The organism is Sphingomonas sp. J315 (assembly GCF_024666595.1).
Lineage (GTDB): Bacteria > Pseudomonadota > Alphaproteobacteria > Sphingomonadales > Sphingomonadaceae > Sphingomonas.
Genome location: NZ_CP088296.1, coordinates 409,757 through 428,606 on the forward strand (window position 1 = coordinate 409,757; position 18,850 = coordinate 428,606).

Sequence of the window (18,850 nt, forward strand, 5' to 3'; positions counted from 1 at the left end):
GTCAGACCCGCACCAGCCCGTCCATCGCCCGCGCGCTCTTCTGCCCCGGGAACAGCGCCGGCATCGCGCGCGCCGGATCGACGCCGAAATGCGACGCCGCCGCGCTGCCGATCACCGCGTCCAGTCCCATGGTCGGACGCAGATCGCGGCCCTCATACAGCGCCGAGTCGCCCAGCCCCGGCCAGTCGGCGACCACGCGCCCGCCCTGCACCGCACCGCCCAGCAGCCAGGCGACCGACGCGGTGCCGTGGTCGGTCCCCTGCGTTCCGTTGACCTTGACCGTCCGTCCGAACTCGGTCGCCACCAGCACCATCGTCTTGGCCCAGTGCGGCCCGAGGCCCGTCTTGAGCGCGGCGATCATCTGATCCAGCCCGTTCAGCTGCACGCCCAGTCGCCCACGCTGTTGCGCATGCGTGTCCCACCCGCCCGTCTCGATCATCGCGATCCGCGCGCCATTGTCCGCCGCCAGCAGCCGCGCCGCGAGCGCGCCGGTCGCCGCCGCGTTGCGCCCGTTATTGGCCGCCAGATCGCCGGTCAGCGCGCGGGTCGCGGTCGCCTGTTTCCAGATCGCATGCAACTGCGGATCCTCGGCATAGAGCATCGCGACACGATTCAGCAGGTCATCCGACGCATCGGGCAGCACCGACGGCGCATAGGACGCGACCTCTACCCTGCCGCGCAGCGCCACGGGGATCGTCGCGGCGATGGCGATACCTTTGCGCTCGTCGGCGGGCAGCACGCCGAGCAGCCGGTTCATCCACCCGTCCTTGAGCTGATACGCCGCCGCGCCGCCGGTCTCGAGCACGTTCTGCGCATCGAAATGCGACCGGTCGCGATAGGGCGACGCGACCGCATGGACGAACAGCGCCTCCTTCGCGGCGTACATCTCCGCAACGTTTTTCAGGTTCGGGTGCAGCGCGAACATCGCATCCAGCTTTGCCGCATCGGCGAAATCTTGCGCCAACGCCCCGCGCTGCGTGGCAAAGGCCGGGTCGCCGACCGGGGCGAGCGTGCCGAGCCCGTCCGCCGCGCCCCGCTGGATGATGAACACGAACCGGCGGTCGCTCGCCGCCTGTGCGAAGGCAAGGCGTGGCGCGAAGCCGAGCGACAGCGCGCCCGCTGCGCCGGTGAGGACAAGATTGCGGCGGTTGATCATGGCCTTATCTCCGCATGAATTCGGGGGCGACGAGCATCAGCGCGACGCCTTGTGAGGCGCTTTCGGCGCGCGCGATAGCCTGCTGCGTGGTCGCACTCAGCGCGCCGGGGAACAGCGTCGCCATCCGCGCCCGCGCGTCGATCGTGTCGCGCGTCCGCGCCGCCATCCGCTCCGCTGCCTCCACCCGGCGCATCACCGCGTCCGGCCCGGCCCAGCTCGCCGCGATATCGTCGAACCCGGCGGGCGAACCCGGTCGCCATACCGGCTGGCCGAGCTGGTTCATCAGCCCCAGCACCGCCTCGCCCGGGATTTCGCGTGTACCCAGCGCCCGCATCGCGGCGATCGACCATTCCCAGGGCGTGCGGAACTTGACCGGTTGCGCGACCCACGCCTCTGGCGATTCGATCAGCACGCGATAAACGCTTGGCAGATCGCCGCCGGTTTTCAGGAACGCCGTTTCCAGCTTGCCGACCAGCGAAGCCGGCGGCTCGTCCCCCGCAAAATGCCGCGCCAATTTGGCCGCGATATGCTTCGCCGTCGCCGGATGCACCGCCAGATCATCGAGCACCGCCGATGCCTGGCGCTCGCCCTGCTGGTCGTAACGTTTGCCCAATATCGTCCGCGTCCCGGGCTCATGGATGCGCTCGGCGAACACGAAACTGCCCGACTTCCCCTCCAGCCCCGCAAAGCGCGCCGCCGGCCCGCGCGTAATTCCCGCGACGCTCCACCCGGTCATCGCGCGGGCGAACTCGATTACATCGACCTGGCTATAGCCCGTCCGCACGCCCAGCGTGTGCAGCTCCAATATCTCGCGCGCGAGATTTTCGTTGAGGCCCACCCGCTGTGGCCCGCCGCGCCGCGCGGCCAGCTGCCCCGCGATGCTCCCCGGCCCGACCGATTGCGCCTGATCGAGATAGAGCAACATCGCCGGATGCCGCTCGACCGCGTGCAGCATGTCGCGGAACTTGCCCAGCACATGCGGGCGGATCGCGTCGAACTCGAACGCCCCGGCCAGGCCGATCATCGTCACCTTATCCGCCGACACTGCAAAATGGTTCGACCAGAAATGCACCAGCCGCTCTACAAGCGGGGTGTCGCTCGCCACCGCGACCTGAGCCCTCGCCCCCGCGAAAGCGACATAATTCTCTCGGGCCTGTTGTCGGGCAAATTGGCGTGCGCGCTGAACGGCATCGTCGCCGGGAGCGCCTTCCGGCTCGTCGCCTTTGCGCATCTCACGCCGCGCCGCTTGCTGCTGCTCCATGTAATCGGCGAGCTGCGCGGCGACGTGCGCCGTCGCGGGCAGTGCCGCAACCGCGCCGGGCCGCGCATCGTACCGCGCCATCTGGTCGATCAGACCGCGGCGCGGATCGGCGGGTACGGACGCATCCGCCCTCCCGCCTAGTCCGAACCGGTTAAGGGCAATGCTCGTGTCCGACATGGGCAACATCCCGAAAAGCGACCATCGATCGCTACGCCCGCATTGTCGCAAATCTGTGCCAGCCACGCAATTTATCGCACAAGTCGCTCATTTCGTCCCCGATGCGTCCCGCGCAATCGCGCTTGCATCCTTCGCGCTTGGCATTGTTGCGTCGCAGCATATCTTCGGGGGCAAGAACAGAACAATATTGGATGCCGATCTGGCCCTTCTGTGTCTCAAGGGAGAAAGATCGTGATCAAGACCTTCATCAGCGCCGCCGTCCTCCTCAGCCTGCCGGTCGCCGCCTTCGCGGGCGAGCGCACCTTCAAGCGTGACGGCGTCACCTACACCTATACCAGCAAGCGCGACGGCGACGTCACCGTGCTTGAGGGCAAGGCATTCCCCGGCGGATCGAGCTACACGCTGACCGTCCGCGGCAAGCAGGTCACCGGCCGCGTCGGCGGCACCCCGGTGTCGTTCCGCATCGCCAAGCCGCTCGCGCCGACCGTCCAGACCGCGTCGCGCTAAGCCTACTTCGTCACCCCGGCTCGGAGGCCGGGGTGACGATGAATTAGAAGCCCTCGGGCAGTTCGATCGGCCCGACCACCTCGCGGTACCGCGAAATCGCGTACCGATCGGTCATCCCTGCGATGAAATCGGCGATATGCCGGCTCCGCCACGGCTCGCCTTCGGGCAAAGTCGCGCGCCACGCCTCGGGCATCAGCGCCGGGTCCGCCGCATAGGCCGCATACAGCCCCGCGATCACGCCATGCGCCATCTCCGCCGCCGCCAGCTGGTGCGGATGGTGATAGAGGTTGGCGTACAGGAAGCGCTTGAGCGCCCGCTCCTCCTCGCGCATCGCGTCGGAAAAGCCACACAGCGCCCGCCCGGCATCGCGCACATCCTGCGCCGTCCCGACCCGCGCCTCTGCGACCCGCCGCCGCGTCTCGTCGAGCAGGTCATTGACCATCGTCCCGATCTGCGCACGCACAAGCTCGCGCAGCAGCCGCTTCTCCGACGCATCGGGAAAACGCGCGCGCACTGCGTCCCATCCGCGTGCGACCAGCGGCACCGCCAGCAGCTGATCGAGCGTCAGCAGCCCCGCGCGCAACCCGTCGTCGATATCGTGATTGTCATAGGCGATGTCGTCGGCGATCGCCGCAACCTGCGCCTCCAGCGAGCTATGCTGACCCAGTTCCAGCGGAAACGCCGCATCCGCCGCCGCCAGTGCCCAGCCCGGCTCCGCCACCGGCCCGTTGTGTTTGGCCAGCCCCTCCAGCGTCTCCCAGCTCAGGTTCAGCCCGTCCCACCCCGGATAGGGGCAATCGACCACCATCAACGCGCGCAGCGTATTGCCATTATGGTCGAACCCGCCCTGTCCGTTCAGCGCCTCTTCCAGCGCCCGCTCCCCGGCATGGCCGAACGGCGGATGGCCGATATCGTGCGCCAGGCACAGCGCCTCGGTCAGATCCTCGTTCAGCCCCAGCGTCCGCGCCACCGTCCGCCCGATCTGCGCCACCTCCAGGCTGTGCGTCAGCCGCACGCGGAAATGGTCGCCATCCGGGGCCATGAACACCTGAGTCTTGTGGCGCAGGCGGCGAAAGCTGATCGAATGGACGATGCGGTCGCGGTCACGCTGAAACGCATCGCGCGGCCCGCGCGCGGTCCCCTGCCCCTCATCGTGCAGCCGTCCCCGGCTGTGGGCCGGGTCGCTGGCATAGCGGGCGAGGGTCATGCGGCGAACGTCAGGCGAATCGACATGCCGCTCGCATAGATCAATTTACCGGAAGCTTCTCGATCTTCTGACCCGCCTCGCTGGTCCAGGCAAAGGCCTCGACACCCTTTTTGCGGATCGCGTTAACGAAGTCCTGCGCCGCTGCCGGTGTCTTGAACGGCCCTGCCAGCAACCGGTTGGTGAAGCGCAGCGGCGTAGTCCATGCCTGCTTGCCCCGGAATTCAGCAGGCGCATCGGCCACCGCCGCCTTCCACGCCTTTGGGAGCGCCTTGACATCCGCCCCGCCTGCGACCTGCACCCAATGGCGCACAGGCTCGGCCTTGGCGGGATCGACCTTGGGCTTGGGTTTTGCCTTGGGGTCCGTTTTGGCGGTCGCAGGCTTCGCGGCTGGCTTGGCGGGCGGCTTGGCGACCGATTCAGATTTGAGCTGCGCCACTTCCGGGGCAGGTGCGGGTGCTGGCGCGGGGGTCGGCTCGCGACCGGGCAAGGGCGCGACTTCCAGCTCGGACGCAGGAATGACGATCCCGGCCATGATCCGCGCGATCACATTGTCCTCGGCTCCGACACGCGGCGCGGCGGGACGCGAGGCGGGTTCGGATGGAGTCGTCGGGGCGGGTTCGGGCTCAGGCGCAACCTCAGGCGCACGCGCTACTGCAATGGGGGGCGGGGCAGCGGGCTGCGCAGCCGACGCCGTCGCCGCTTCCGCAGCGCGGCGCGCCTCGGCCTCACGCGCGGCGCGTTCCTGCGCGACGCGGGCGTCGGCCTCGCGCTGTGCCTGCGCGGCGCGCTCGGCCTCCGCGAGGCGCGCGGCCTCCGCCTGACGCTGTGCCGCCGCAACGCGCTCCATCTCCAGCCGCTGCTGCTCGGCCAGCCTGGCTGCCTCGGCCTGTCGCCGCGTCTCCGCCTCCTGCGCAGCCCGCGCATCGGCCAGCCGCTTCGCTTCGGCATCTGCCGCTGCCTGCTTCGCCGCAGCCGCTTCTTGTGCCCGCCGCTCGCGAGCGCTCAGCCGCCGCTCGGGCCGTGCAGCCGGAGTCGCTGCAGGTACCGCAGGCGGAGGCGGCGCGGACGCCACACGTTCGGGTGCAATGAATGGCAAGGGCGGTGCATTCGCCGCGTCGGCAACCCGCGACGGGGTCCGCCGCAGCTCGCCGAAATGCACCGCGAACGCCTTGTCCGCCGCAGCCAGCGTCGGCAAGCGGCGGAAGAATGGGGCGAGCGCAGTGCCCACCCCGCCCATCATCGTCGCAGCAATCCTGTCCGCACCCGCTGCATCGCCGTTCATCGCCAGGATGAAGGCGCGCGCGCGCCACGCCGCGCGGTCGCTGCGGCGGAGCAGCGGGTCGAGGATCTTCATCGCCTCATCGGTCCGCCCGCTGATCCCCAGCGAATAGGCGAAGCGGCGCGCGGTCTCGTCATCGCCGTCGCGTGCCATCGCAATCCGATGCTCGCGCTGGGCATGCGCCTGCGCGCCGATCAAGTCATAGGCCAGGCCGCGATCGGAGGCATAGGGCTCCATCGCGACCCCGCCGCGCTCGGCCAGCGCAAACAGCCGCAGCGCCTCGCCGGGCCGCTCGGATCGCACCATCACCATCGCCTGCCCCGCCGCGACGCGCGGATTACCGGGAGCCAGCGCCTGCGCGCGGGCGAAAAAGCCGGCCGCCGCCGACGGATCATTGAGCCGCGCGCTCAGCTCGCCCGCCGCGAGCAGGGCGGGAATGTTGCGCGGATCGGTGGCAAGGATGCGCATCTGCTCGGCCAGCCGATCGGCATTGGGCGTCGGCGGCGGCACGACTTCCTGCGCGGTCGCGTGTGGCACCGTCACAGGTGCCAGCGCGGCGAGCGCGGCGCTCAGGAGCAGCGGGATTCGGAAAGGTTTGGCTTCGCGTGTCATGCTGGTCCGACCGCCTACACCATCCGGGGCTGAATGCTTGCTGTCGTCATGGGCGGGTGGCGACGGGCCGACGCGCAACCGCGACAGAATGCCGGGGGCTCCGCATGGCGACCATGCGGAGCCCGGCCGGACTACTGGTTGTTCTGACGGTTTAGGAAGCGCGGGATGTCCAGCGGATCCTTGTCGTCATCATCCTTCGAACCGTTGCGCGCCGCGGCCATCCGCTCGAACAGCGTGCCGCCGCCCTTCTTGGGCGCTTCGGCCGGGGCCGGCGCAGGCGCTGCGGCCTCTTCCTCGTCGCCGCCGGTCAGCCAGCGCCGACGGATCGTCGGCTCGCGCGGCGCCGCTTCGACGGGCTCCTCGGGCACCACCGCGTCGGAGTCGAGCACCAGTTCGTCCGATTCCTCCACGGGCAGCGCATCGGGCGCTTCCAGCGTCAGTTCGTCCTCATCCGCTGCGACTGGCGCGGTATCGTCGAATGACACCGGCACAGGCGCTTCGGCAACGGGCTCGGGCTCCGGCTCCGGTGCAGCGGCGACAGGCTCTTCGACAGCGGGGGCGGCCGCGCCCATCGGGCGACGCACCGTGCCGAACGAGAAGCTGCGGCTGGTCTCCGGCGCTGCCGGGGCCGCCGGCTTGGCCGATGCGTCCGCCTCTATGCCGGTGGCGACGACCGACACGCGGATCTTGCCCTCCAGCTCGGGGTTGAACGCCGAACCCCATATGATGTTGGCATTGTCGTCGACCAGCTCGCGGATATGGTTCGCGGCCTCGTCGACCTCGAGCAGGCGCATGTCCTCGCCACCGGTGATCGACACGATCACGCCCTTCGCGCCGTCGAGCGACACGCCGTCGAGCAGCGGGTTGGCAATCGCCTGCTGCGCCGCCTCGATCGCGCGGCTGTCGCCGCTCGCCTCGCCGGTGCCCATCATCGCCTTGCCCATCTCGCTCATCACCGCGCGAACGTCGGCAAAGTCGAGGTTGATCAGGCCCGGCATGACCATCAGGTCGGTGATGCCGCGCACGCCCTGCTGCAGCACCTCGTCCGCCATCTCGAACGCTTCCTTGAACGTCGTGTTGGCATTGGCGACCAGGAACAGGTTCTGGTTTGGAATGACGATCAGCGTATCGACGAACTTCTGCAGTTCCTCGATGCCCGCTTCCGCCGAATTCGCGCGCTTCTTGCCCTCGAACGCGAACGGCTTGGTCACCACGCCGACGGTCAGGATGCCCATGTCGCGCGCAGCCTTGGCGATCACCGGGGCGGCACCGGTGCCGGTGCCGCCGCCCATGCCGGCCGCGATGAAGCACATATGCGCGCCCTTCAGCGCCTCCTGCACATGCTCGATCGTCTCTTCCGCCGCGGCACGACCGATCTCGGGCCGACTGCCCGCGCCCAGGCCCTGGGTGATCTTCGCGCCCAGCTGGATGCGATGCGTCGCGCTCGACTGCTTCAGCGCCTGTGCGTCGGTGTTGGCGACGAGGAACTCGACCCCCTGCACTTCGGCGCGGATCATGTTCGCGATGGCGTTGCCGCCCGCGCCGCCTACGCCGATCACCGTGATGCGCGGCGTCAGCTCATCCAGGTCGGGCGGAAGGAAATCGATGCTCATCTTCTTTGTATCTCCTCAGGTGCGCACCCCAGAAGCGACACCTGTTTGTAACCCTGTTTCTGCACCATGAATGTGGGCCGTTCCAGCGATATCCGCCGCTCGCCCACAGGAAATGTCAATAATTGGCTCGAAACGCTGCCATCATCCGCGACAACATCGCCTTTGGATTGCTCCGCACGACCAATTGGCCGCGCGACGGCTCCAACGTGCGCAGATCCACCGGGTCGGCGGCAGCGAACGACGCCAGCCCTGCCAGCGTCGCAAAGGCCGGCCCGGCATGTGCCTCGGGCAGAGCGGTCAGGCCGCGCGGGCGTCCAACCCGGACCGACCGGCCCAGCGCCTGCTGCGCATAATCGGCCACGCCCTTCAACTCGGCACCGCCGCCGGTCAGCACGATCTGCCGCCCCACCGGTTCCTCGAAATTGAGGCGCACGAGCTCCTTGGTAATCTCGGCCATCAGACGGTCGAGCCGCAGGCGGATCACCGCGATCAGCTGCGCCCGCGTGATGCGCGCGCCCTCGCCCTCTTCCTCAAGGCTGGCGGGTGCGATGTCGATCATGTCGTGATTGTCGCGCGGCGTCATGTTCGCGCTGCCATAGAAGCATTTCATCCGTTCGGCCTGTCCGCGCCGCGTCCCGAACGCGCTGGCGATGTCGTCGGTGATGTCCGCCGATCCCTGCTGGATCGACGACAGGCCGGTCAGCACACCGTCCTTGTAGACCGAGACATTGGTCACCCCCGCACCGATCTCGACCAGCGCCACGCCCAGCTCGCGCTCCTCCTCGGACAGACAGGCAAGTCCCGTCGCGACCGGCGCGGCGATGATCGATCGCACTTCCAGATGCGCCGAGCGGACGCACAGGTCGAGGTTGCGGACAGGTGCCCCCTCGGTCGACACGACATGGATATCGACCCCCAGCCGCTCGGCATGCAGACCGCGCGGCTGCTTGACGCCCGCCAGCCCGTCCAGCGTGTAGCGCGTCGGCTGCGCGTGCAGCACCATCCGCCCGCCCGGGTTGATCGCCTCACGCCCCGCGCGCAGCAGGTCGTCAATGTCCGACTGTTCGACGCGATGCCCGCCCAGATCGACTTCGAGCCGCAGGATGCTGGACTCCAGCCCCCCGGCGGAGAAGCTGACCCAGACATCCTCGATATTGGTGCCGGCGATCCGCTCGGCCTGTTCGACTGCCTCGCGCACCGCGACCTCGGTGGCCGCCATGTCGGCGATATAGCCGCGCTGCACGCCGCGGCTCTCGCGCTGGCCGGTGCCGAGCACGACGAGCTCGCCGCCATCGCCCTTTTGCGCGATCAGCGCGGACACCTTGGACGACCCGATATCGAGTGCGGTAATCAGTCCCTCGGGCGCGGTCTTGGCCATGTCTTATTCCCCCTGCACATTCACACTGGCAGTTTCTGCCGCCGATTCAATCTCTTTGCGGACCACCTGCCCCGGCATCCGCACTACCAGCCGCGTCGGATCGCGCAGGTCGAAGCGGAGGTATCCGCGTCCCAGCAGTCGATCCGCCCCGTCCAGCTCGGCGAACTTGACCAAAGCCTTCGCCGCTTCCTCCTCGCCCTCGGGCAACGCGAGCCGCTCGCCGGTGTTGAACGACAGATCCCAGCGGCGATTGCCAATCCAGGTCGCCGCCTTGACCAGCGGCTTGAGCGCCGGCGCGGCAGCAAGCAGCTTTTGATACGCCGGCTGCTGCGCATAGGCCCCGTCGCCAATGACCAGCGGCAGATCCGGCATCGCGTCTGCCGATACCGGCTCCAGCAATACGCCCTCGGCATCGATCAGCATCAACTGCCCCTGATGCTGCCACACCGCCGCCGCCTTGCGCTCGACGATATCGACCACCAGCGTATCGGGCAGCCGGCGCGACACGCGCGCATCGGCGACCCAGCCGATCGTCATCAGCCGCCCGCGTACCTCGTCCAGATCGACCAGCGGCATCGCGCGGCTCTTCTCGTCCAGCGCGTAATTGTACACCGTCATCTTGTCGGCGCGCTTGATCCCGGTCACCTCGACCTGCTGTACGCGAAACCCCGCCTGTCCCACGCCTTCGGCAAGCGCGGTGCCGACCGCGCCGGGCACGCCGAACAGCGTCGCCACGCCGATCAGCGACGCGACCGCGATGCCGGTGATGCTCCACGCGATGATCCGGTGCAGCGTCGCCTCGCTCACCGGCAGCGCCGCGACCATCCGGTCGAGCAGATGCGGCTGCTTGCGCTTCGCTTGCGCGCGGCGCTTGGGCTTGACCGTGGGGCGCTTGGGCGTCGGCTTGCGGCTCATCCCGCCTCCTCGCGAAGCGCTTCGTCTACGATCGCCTGCACCAGCTGCGGATAGCTCATCCCCATCGCCTTGGCCTGTTCGGGCACCAGGCTCAGCGGGGTCATCCCCGGCTGGGTGTTGACCTCCAGCAGATACAGCCCGCCCAGCCCCTGTTCGTCGTCCCAGCGGAAGTCCGACCGCGACGCGCCCTTGCAGCCGAGCAGGCGATGCGCGTCGAGCGCGATCTGCTTGCACGCCTCGGCAATCTCCTCGGGGATTTCCGCCGGACAGACATGGTCGGTCATCCCGTCGGTGTACTTCGCGTCGAAGTCGTAAAAGCCGCTCTTGGGCTTCAGCTCGGTCACCAGCAAAGCCTTGTCGCCCAGCACCGCCGTGGTCAGCTCGCGCCCACGAATGAACGGCTCGGCGAGTAGTTCGTCAAACTCCTGCCACGGCCCCTTGGCCTCGGCGCTGATCGGGTTGCCGTAATTCCCCTCGGCGGTGACGATCGCCACGCCGACCGACGACCCCTCATTGACGGGTTTGAGCACATAAGGCCGCGGCATCGGATCGGCTTCATAGAGCGACGCGGTCGACACGATCTGCCCGCCCGGCATCGGAATGCCATGCGGCACCAAAGCCTGCTTGGTCAGCACCTTGTCGATCGCAATCACCGACGTGACCATGCCGGAGTGGGTATAGCGCAGCCCCATCAGGTCGAGCATCCCCTGCACCGTCCCGTCCTCGCCCGGCGTCCCGTGCAGCGCGTTGAACACGACATCGGGCTTCGCTTCGGCGAGCTTGGCAGCAACGTCGCGATCCATATCGATCCGCGTGACGCGATGGCCAAGCGACTCCAGCGCCTCAGCAATCCCCGCACCCGACATCAGCGACACCGGCCGCTCGGCCGACCAGCCGCCCATCAGGACTGCGACGTGGAGGGGGGTAATGGTCACAACGAAACCTTTGATTTGTATAAAGCGGGTTGGTCTGTGCGGACCCAATCGGCGCAACCACCATCCCATGGAAAGCGGTGATGCTCGTCGGGCCACACGATCATCGCAACATGCCTCAGAGCTTGGCCCATCTGAGTCCGATGATACCAGAGCGCCGAGGCGAAATACTCCTCGGTCAGCCAGCTTTCGTGGACCATGCGGACGGTGCAATCATATTCACCGAAGAATTCGGGAATGATCTGCCCCTCTTCCAATTTCATGCCCGCCGCGCACATCTGCAGCAGCGCATTGATCGCCGGTCCGCACGTTTCCTGCGGGAGTCCAAAAAGAATGACTTCCGGGACACCGAGCGTCTTAGTGAAGCCGATCGAATAGGCGAAGGGCGGCTCAGGCACTTCGGCATCGAACACCCAGTTGATGTGACAACCATGGCGATCAACGTTCTCAACAATCTGCTGCTCGAACGCGTTCATGGTCCCGTGAAATTGCGCCTTCATTGGGGCACCCCTCTCCGGGCCGCCACGCCGACACGCTGAATCTCCCACTCAAGGTCAACCCCGCTCGCCGCCTTCACCCGCGCGCGGACGTCATCCCCCAGCCCTTCGATATCCGCGCTGGTCGCATCACCGGTGTTGATCAGGAAATTGGTATGCTTCTCACTCACCTGCGCCCCACCGCGCGTGAGGCCACGACAGCCCGCCGCATCGACCAACCGCCACGCCTTGTCGCCCTCGGGATTCTTGAAGGTCGACCCACCTGTCTTGCTCCGCAGCGGCTGCGACGCCTCACGCGCGGCGGCGATGCGGTCCATCTCGGCCTGGATCGCCGCCGGCTCGCCCGGCTCACCACGAAAGGTCGCGCTCACCACGATCGCCCCCTCGGGCAGTTCGGAGTGACGATAGGTGTAACCCAACGCCGCGACCGGCAGCGTCACTCGCTCGCCCGACCGCAGCACGACTTCGCAATCGACCAGCACGTCCTTGGTCTCGCGCCCGTAAGCGCCGCCATTCATCCGCACGAAGCCGCCGACGGTGCCGGGGATAGACCGCAGAAACTCGACGCCCGCAATCCCCGCATCGCGCGCGGTTGAGGACACCAGAATCCCGCTCGCCCCGCCACCACAGGTCAGCGTCTGACCCTCGGCCTGAACCTTGGCAAACGCCTTGCCCAGCCGCACCACCACGCCCGGCACCCCGCCATCGCGCACGATCAGGTTCGACCCCAGCCCCAGCGCCATCACAGGCACCGCCGGATCGAGATCGCGCAGGAAGTCGCACAAATCCGCGACACCCGCCGGCTCGAACAGCCACTCCGCCGTCCCGCCGCTCTTGAACCAGACCAGAGGGGCCAGCGGCGCTTCGGGGGTCAGCTTCCCCCGCACTTTGGGGAGAAGCGCTGCGCTCACTTCACCCCCCACAGCCCGGCCCATTGCTTCCAGAACTTCATATTCGCCTCGGCCGCCTTCGCCCCGGTCTCCTGCAACGCGGCCACCTTCTTGCCCGCGTCGAGCATCGTCTGCGCCGCGTCCATCTGCGCCTTCTGCGCGCGCAGGATTTCGCGCTGCATATCGGTCGCGAGGGTGAACCAGTCGCTCATGCCGCCACGCTCCGCTTGGCGTCGACCGCTTCGGCGAGGCCCGCGGCCCATTTGGTGATGTCGCCAGCGCCCAGGCACACGATCAGATCGCCCGGCTGCGCGACCTCGGCGATCCGCGCCGCGAGCGCATCGGCATCGGCCACGCTTTCCGCCAGCCGGTGCCCGCGCGCCAGCGTCCGCTCGACCAGCGCCGCGCCGCTCACCCCCTCGACCGGCGCCTCGCCCGCGGCATAGACCGGGGTCACCAGCACCATGTCGGCGTCGTTGAACGCCTGCGCAAAGTCATCCATCAGGTTGCCGAGCCGCGAGTAACGATGCGGCTGCACCACCGCGATCACCCGCCCCTGCGCGCTCTCCCGCGCCGCCGACAGCACCGCGCGGATTTCGACCGGGTGGTGGCCATAATCGTCGATCACGATCGCCGGCAGCTTGCCCTCGAACCCGATCTCGCCGACCTTGGTGAAGCGCCGCTTCACCCCGCCGAACTTGGCAAAGCCGTTCTGGATCGTCGCGTCGTCGATGCCCATTTCCAGCGCCACGCCTATCGCGGCGAGCGCGTTCTGGACGTTGTGGCGGCCCGGCATCGGCAGGTCGATCCCCTCGATCGACCGCGTCGTGCCGTCGCGGCTGCGAATGATCGCCTCGAACTTGTTGCCCCCGGCATGCGGCGTCACATTGACCCCGCGCACATCCGCCGACGCCGCAAAGCCATAGGTCACGATCCGCCGGTCGCGCACACGCGGAATGATCGCCTGCACCTCGGGATGGTCGAGGCACAGCAACGCCGCGCCGTAGAAGGGCACATTCTCGACGAACTCGACATAGGCATCCTTGGCCCGCTCGAAGCTGCCATAGTGGTCGAGATGCTCGGGATCGATATTGGTCACGACCGCGATCGTGCCGTCGAGCCGCAGGAAGCTGCCGTCGCTCTCGTCGGCCTCGACCACCATCCACTCGCTGTCGCCCAGCCGCGCGTTGGAGCCGTACTGGTTGATGATGCCCCCATTGATCACGGTCGGGTCGATCCCGCCCGCATCCAGCAGCGCCGCGATCATGCTCGTCGTCGTCGTCTTGCCATGCGTCCCCGCCACCGCGACGGTGGACTTCAATCGCATCAGCTCGGCCAGCATCTCCGCGCGCCGCACCACCGGGATGCGCGCGGCATAGGCGGCCTGCACTTCCGGATTGTCGCGCTTGATCGCGGTCGAGGTCACCACCACCGCCGCATCGCCCAGATTGTCGGCGCTCTGCCCGATGGTGATCGCAATGCCACGCTTGCGCAGCCCCTCGACGACATAGCCCTCGGCACTGTCGCTGCCCTGCACCTTATAGCCCAGATTGTGCATCACCTCGGCAATGCCCGACATGCCGATCCCGCCGATGCCGACGAAATGGATCGTGCCGATATCCTTGGCGACACCCTTCACGCAAACGCCTCCCCGCCCTGCGCGATCTTCACCGGCTCGGCATGTCCCATTCCTGCCGACGCCCAGTCGGCGTCGATCGATTCCACAAGGTCCGCCAGGTCGCGGACTGCATCGGGGCGACCGACGCTGCGTGCGCACGCCGCGGCGTGCGCCAGCCCCTCGGGGTCCAGCCCCAGTTTCTGGATCTGCTTCGCCAGCTCCTGCGCGGTGAACGCCCGCTGCGGAATTGTCCGCGCGCCACCTGCGGCGCTGATCTCGCGCGCGTTCGCGGTCTGGTGATCGTCGGTCGCGGTCGGCAGCGGCACGAGGATCGCCGGACGCCCCGCTGCGGTCAGCTCCGATATCGTCGACGCCCCCGCACGCGCGATCACGATATGCGCCCAGGCGAGCCGCTCGGGCAGGTCGGGCAGATAGGTCGCGATCTCTGCCGGAATGCCATGCTCGGCATATTTGCGGCGCACCTCGTCGATATCCTCGACCCGCGCCTGATGCGTCACCTGCATCCGGCGGCGGAAGTGGACCGGCAGCAGCGCAAGGCCGTCGGGCACCACCTGGCTCAGCACCGACGCGCCCTGGCTTCCCCCGGTGACCAGCACGCGGAAAATGCCATCCTCCTCCAGCGGCGGATAGGGCCGCAACCGCAGCTCCAGAACCGTCTCGCGCACCGGATTGCCGGTCAGATGGACCTTTTGGCATAGGCCGGCTTCAGCCGCGCGACCTCGGCATAGCTGGTGGCGATCGCCCCCACCTTGCCCGCGACCAGCCGATTGACCCGGCCCAGCACGGCATTCTGCTCGTGAATGACGGTCGGCACCTTCATCGCGAACGCCGCCGACAGCGCGGGCATCGACGCATAGCCACCGAACGCGACCACCGCCGCCGGACGGAACTGGCGATACAGCTTGCGCGCCTGCGCCCGGCCCTTCGCCATGGTGCGCAATGCGCGCAACCACCCCAGCGGCCCGCCGGCAAAGCGCGACGCCGGGACGATCTGCGTCTCGATCCCCTCGAACAGGTCCGGGAATCGCACGCCCCGCTCGTCGGAAAGCAGCGCGACCTTGTGACCACGCCGCATCAATTCCGCCGCAAGTGCAGCGGCGGGAACCATATGTCCACCGGTGCCCCCGGCGGCGAGGACGTAATGCCGTCCCGATGTCATTTGCTGTTACCCCGCACCGTGTAGTTTGAGCGCTTGAGATAGGGGTTTCGTCGCGTGAAAGCGAGCAACAGTCCCATCCCGATCGACAGCGCCACCATCGACGATCCGCCATAGGAAATGAAGGGCAAGGTCATTCCCTTGGAGGGCGCAAGGCCGGTGTTCACGGCCATGTTGATCACCGCCTGAATCCCGAATTGGGCCGCGAGCCCGGCGGAGGCGAGCAGGCGGAACCCATCCTCCTCGTCCAGCAGCTTGATCAGCACCCGAACGACGATGGCGAGGTAGATCAGCGCGATGATGATGCACGCGATCAATCCGAACTCCTCGCCCACGACGGAGAAGATGTAATCGGTATGCGCCTCGGGCAGCTTGAATTTGACCGTCCCGCCGCCCGGCCCGGTGCCGGTCGCCCCGCCCCCGGTCAGCACCGCGTGCGCCATGTCGGTCTGGTAATGCTCCGCCGCCGCCTTTTCGGGATCGGGGAACAGGAAGCTGTCGATGCGCGTGCGTGCGGTGTCGTAGAACAGATAGGCCGCGACCACCCCCGCCACGACGCCCCCGCCCAGCACGCCGATCGCGCGGGTCGAAATGCCCGACAGCATCAGCAGAATCACCCACACCGCGCCGAAAATCACCGTCTGGCCGAAATCGGGCTGCTTCATCAGCAACGCCGCGATCACTGCGGTTAGCACCCCCGTCACCGGGATCACCGGCAGGCTCGGGTCTTTGGCGCGCATCGACAACAGCCAGGCAGTGGTGACGATGTAGAGCGGCTTCAGGAATTCCGACGGCTGAAACGAAGCAAAGCCGAACCCGATCCAGCGCCGCGCGCCGTTGATCTCCGAACCGAAAAATGCGGCAATGCCGACCAGCACCACGCATATCGCGGTGCCCAGAATAGCCCCGCGCCGCGCAAATCCGACCGGCAACATCGACACGATCAACAGCACAGGGATCGACAGACAGATCCACACCGTCTGCCGCCAGAAATAGTGCATCGCCGCGAACTGCTTGCTCGCGTCCGAATAGCGCTCCGCCGACGCCGGCGACGCCGCCGCCACCGCGACCAGCCCGATGCCGATCAGCAGGAAGGCGAGCAGCAACAGGATGCGGTCGATTTCCCAGAACCACAGGCCCAGCGGGGTCTTGCTCCCCCGGCTCAACTGATCCTCGAACCGTTCGCGCAGCGGCTTGCGCTTGGTCGTCGCGCGGATGACGTCGCTCATGCCAATGCCCTCACCGCGGCGCGGAACTGGTCGCCGCGATCCTCATAGTCGCGAAACTGGTCGAACGACGCACAGGCAGGCGACAGCAACACCACCTCACCCTCCACCGCATTCGCCGCCGCAGCGCGTACCGCCTCCGCCAGCGTGCCCGATCGCTCGACCGGCATGACGTCCTTCAGGATTTGCGCAAACATCTCCGTCGCTTCGCCGATAGCATAGGCGCGGACAATATGGGGGAAACCCGGTCGGCAAGCATCGAGATCGGCGCTCTTGGCCCTGCCGCCCACTATCCAGTGGATGCGCGGATAGGCCGCGAGCGCGGGCGCGGCCGATTCCGCGTTGGTCGCCTTGCTGTCGTTGACGAACAGCACGCCGTTGCGCACCCCCACCCGCTGCATCCGGTGCGGCAGGCCGGTAAAGGTCTCCAGCGCCATATCGATCTGCGCCTGCGCGACGCCCAGCGCCTGGCATACCGCGATCGCGCACAGCGCGTTCTGGGCGTTGTGCGGTCCCTGGAGCGACGGCCAGCGCGACTGATCCATACACACGCCCGGCGCGATCCTGGTCAGGTCCTCGGCCCGGCCCGAGCGCGCGACCTGCTTGGCCACCGCCTGCGACGCCTCATCGCCAATCCCGATGATCGCGGCATGGCCCTTGGACTGCATCTCGAACAACCGCGCCTTCGACGCGGCATAGGCATCGAACCCGTCATAACGATCGAGATGATCCGGCGTGATGTTGAGCAACACCGCCACGTCGCAATCAAGGCTCTGGGTCAGGTCGATCTGATAGCTCGACAGCTCGAGCACATAGACGCCCCCCTCCGGCAACGGCTCCTGCCCGAGAATGGGCAGCCCGATATTCCCGCCCAGCCGCGCCGGAACGCCCGCGCTCTCGATAATATGGTGGATCAGCGCGGTGGTGGTCGACTTGCCATTGGTCCCGGTAATCCCGACCACCTTGTGCGCCGGGAGCTCGCCCCGCGCCTGTGCGAACAGTTCGATATCGCCGATGATCGGAACGCCGGACTCGCGCGCCTTGGCGGCCACGGGATGTCGATTCAACGGCACGCCGGGCGAAACTACGACAGCTTCGAAGCCCTTCAGATCGACAGGGAAACTGACCCAATCCTTCGTCGTGAAACCCGGCTCGGTGCCCAGCTCCTCCCGGTCGACCTTGAGCTGCTCCCAAACGCTCTGTTGCGCAGCTTCATTGTCATCCCAACCGAGTACGCTCGCCCCGCCCGCGACCAGCGCGCGCACGCTCGCCGCCCCCGACCGCGCCAGCCCGAGTACCGCAAAGCGTTTCCCGCGCCAGGCCGCGGAAACGATCACCGCAGCTTCAGCGTCGCCAGCCCCGCGAGCGCCAGCACGAAGGCGATGATCCAGAAACGGATCACGACCGTCGGCTCGCTCCAGCCGAGCTGCTCGAAATGATGGTGGATCGGCGCCATCTTGAACACGCGGCGCCCGGTGCGCTTGTACCAGAAGACCTGGATGATGACGCTCAGCGCCTCGACCACGAACAGCCCGCCGATGATCCCCAGCACCAGCTCGTGATGCGTGGTCACCGCAATCGCGCCCAGCGCACCACCCAGCGCCAGCGACCCAGTGTCACCCATGAACACCGCTGCCGGCGGCGCGTTGAACCACAGGAAGGCAAGCCCCGCCCCGATGATCGCGCCGCAGAAGATGGCAAGGTCGCCGGCCCCCGGCACATGCGGAATGCCCAGATAGGTCGCATAGATCTTGTTGCCGACAAGATATGCGATCAGCAGGAACGCGCTGCTCGCAATGATCACCGGCATCGTCGCCAGCCCGTCCAGCCCATCGGTCAGATTGACGGCATTGCCGAACGCCACGATCGTGAACGCGGCGAATACGATGTAGAAATAGCCCAGATCGACGCTGAACTGGCTGAAGAACGGCACGTACAGCATCGTCCCGTTCTGCAGCGTGATGACCCAGGCCGCGACGCCCGCAATCGCGAATTCGCCCAGCAACCGGACGCGTCCCGACACGCCCGCGGTGCTTGCTTTGCGCACCTTGTCATAGTCGTCGAGGAACCCGATCATCCCGAACCCGAGCGTCACGAAGATGCACGCCCAGATGTACGGATTGCTGAGGTCCATCCACAGGAACAGCGACAGCGTCAGGCTGGTCAGGATCATCAGCCCGCCCATCGTCGGCGTGCCGCGCTTGGCCAGGTGGCTCTGCGGCCCGTCGGCGCGGATCGGCTGTCCCTTGCCCTGACGGACACGCAGCCAACCGATGAAGCGCGGCCCGATGATCAGGCCGATCAGCAGCGCGGTGGCGACCGACGCGCCGGTGCGGAACGACAGGTACCGGAACAGGTTCAGCAGTCCCGGAAAACCCAGCCATTCGGCGATCTCGTACAGCATC

General features: G+C 67.5%; 16 protein-coding genes and 1 pseudogene. 1 reads left to right on the forward strand and 16 read right to left on the reverse strand.

The features are described 5' to 3' along the window. Position 1 precedes the first annotated feature (1 nt). A complete protein-coding gene (locus LRS08_RS02250) occupies positions 2-1,156 on the reverse strand; it encodes a DUF1501 domain-containing protein (protein ID WP_257845089.1) in 1,155 nt (384 codons plus the stop codon). A 4-nt stretch (positions 1,157-1,160) separates the two neighbouring features. Next, positions 1,161-2,594, reverse strand: coding sequence for a DUF1800 family protein (locus LRS08_RS02255; protein ID WP_257845088.1), 1,434 nt, complete (start codon positions 2,592-2,594; stop codon positions 1,161-1,163). 231 nt (positions 2,595-2,825) lie between these two features. Here LRS08_RS02255 and LRS08_RS02260 point away from each other — a divergent pair, with 231 nt between their 5' ends. Next, complete coding sequence (locus LRS08_RS02260) at positions 2,826-3,101, forward strand: hypothetical protein (RefSeq protein ID WP_257845087.1); 276 nt, start codon at positions 2,826-2,828, stop codon at positions 3,099-3,101. A gap of 43 nt (positions 3,102-3,144) precedes the next feature. Here the strand turns inward: LRS08_RS02260 and LRS08_RS02265 are convergent, their stop codons facing one another. From LRS08_RS02265 to mraY, 14 genes and pseudogenes are all read right to left on the reverse strand, one after another. Continuing rightward, a complete protein-coding gene (locus LRS08_RS02265; RefSeq protein ID WP_257845086.1) occupies positions 3,145-4,308 on the reverse strand; it encodes a deoxyguanosinetriphosphate triphosphohydrolase in 1,164 nt (387 codons plus the stop codon). A gap of 40 nt (positions 4,309-4,348) precedes the next feature. After that, positions 4,349-6,199: an SPOR domain-containing protein gene (locus tag LRS08_RS02270; protein WP_260481278.1), complete on the reverse strand. Its 1,851-nt coding sequence runs from the start codon at positions 6,197-6,199 to the stop codon at positions 4,349-4,351. Between the two features lie 131 nt (positions 6,200-6,330). Then, positions 6,331-7,812 (reverse strand): cell division protein FtsZ, encoded by a 1,482-nt coding sequence (gene ftsZ / locus LRS08_RS02275; protein WP_257845083.1) that lies wholly within the window; start codon positions 7,810-7,812, stop codon positions 6,331-6,333. Between the two features lie 115 nt (positions 7,813-7,927). After that, complete coding sequence (gene ftsA, locus LRS08_RS02280) at positions 7,928-9,190, reverse strand: cell division protein FtsA (protein ID WP_257845082.1); 1,263 nt, start codon at positions 9,188-9,190, stop codon at positions 7,928-7,930. Between the two features lie 3 nt (positions 9,191-9,193). After that, a complete protein-coding gene (locus LRS08_RS02285) occupies positions 9,194-10,105 on the reverse strand; it encodes a cell division protein FtsQ/DivIB (RefSeq protein ID WP_257845081.1) in 912 nt (303 codons plus the stop codon). After that, positions 10,102-11,040, reverse strand: a complete 939-nt coding sequence (locus LRS08_RS02290) for a D-alanine--D-alanine ligase (RefSeq protein ID WP_260481279.1) — start codon at positions 11,038-11,040, stop codon at positions 10,102-10,104. The genes LRS08_RS02285 and LRS08_RS02290 overlap by 4 nt, the downstream gene beginning before the upstream one ends. Then, positions 11,037-11,537: a DUF4262 domain-containing protein gene (locus LRS08_RS02295; RefSeq protein WP_257845080.1), complete on the reverse strand. Its 501-nt coding sequence runs from the start codon at positions 11,535-11,537 to the stop codon at positions 11,037-11,039. Before LRS08_RS02295 ends, LRS08_RS02290 begins: the two co-directional genes overlap by 4 nt. Further along, a complete protein-coding gene (murB, locus tag LRS08_RS02300) occupies positions 11,534-12,445 on the reverse strand; it encodes a UDP-N-acetylmuramate dehydrogenase (protein ID WP_257845079.1) in 912 nt (303 codons plus the stop codon). The genes LRS08_RS02295 and murB overlap by 4 nt, the downstream gene beginning before the upstream one ends. Then, positions 12,442-12,636, reverse strand: a complete 195-nt coding sequence (locus LRS08_RS02305; protein WP_257845078.1) for a hypothetical protein — start codon at positions 12,634-12,636, stop codon at positions 12,442-12,444. The genes murB and LRS08_RS02305 overlap by 4 nt, the downstream gene beginning before the upstream one ends. Beyond that, positions 12,633-14,063: a UDP-N-acetylmuramate--L-alanine ligase gene (murC, locus tag LRS08_RS02310; RefSeq protein ID WP_257845077.1), complete on the reverse strand. Its 1,431-nt coding sequence runs from the start codon at positions 14,061-14,063 to the stop codon at positions 12,633-12,635. The genes LRS08_RS02305 and murC overlap by 4 nt, the downstream gene beginning before the upstream one ends. Next, positions 14,060-15,222 (reverse strand): annotated as a pseudogene (murG, locus tag LRS08_RS02315) (undecaprenyldiphospho-muramoylpentapeptide beta-N-acetylglucosaminyltransferase). Before murG ends, murC begins: the two are co-directional and overlap by 4 nt. Further along, on the reverse strand, positions 15,219-16,448 hold the full coding sequence (locus tag LRS08_RS02320; protein WP_260481280.1) for an FtsW/RodA/SpoVE family cell cycle protein: 1,230 nt from the start codon (positions 16,446-16,448) through the stop codon (positions 15,219-15,221). Before LRS08_RS02320 ends, murG begins: the two are co-directional and overlap by 4 nt. Continuing rightward, complete coding sequence (gene murD, locus LRS08_RS02325) at positions 16,445-17,782, reverse strand: UDP-N-acetylmuramoyl-L-alanine--D-glutamate ligase (RefSeq protein ID WP_257845076.1); 1,338 nt, start codon at positions 17,780-17,782, stop codon at positions 16,445-16,447. The genes LRS08_RS02320 and murD overlap by 4 nt, the downstream gene beginning before the upstream one ends. Further along, entirely contained in the window at positions 17,779-18,849 is a 1,071-nt protein-coding gene (gene mraY, locus LRS08_RS02330) for a phospho-N-acetylmuramoyl-pentapeptide-transferase (protein WP_257845075.1), read from the reverse strand. Before mraY ends, murD begins: the two co-directional genes overlap by 4 nt. Position 18,850 lies beyond the last annotated feature (1 nt).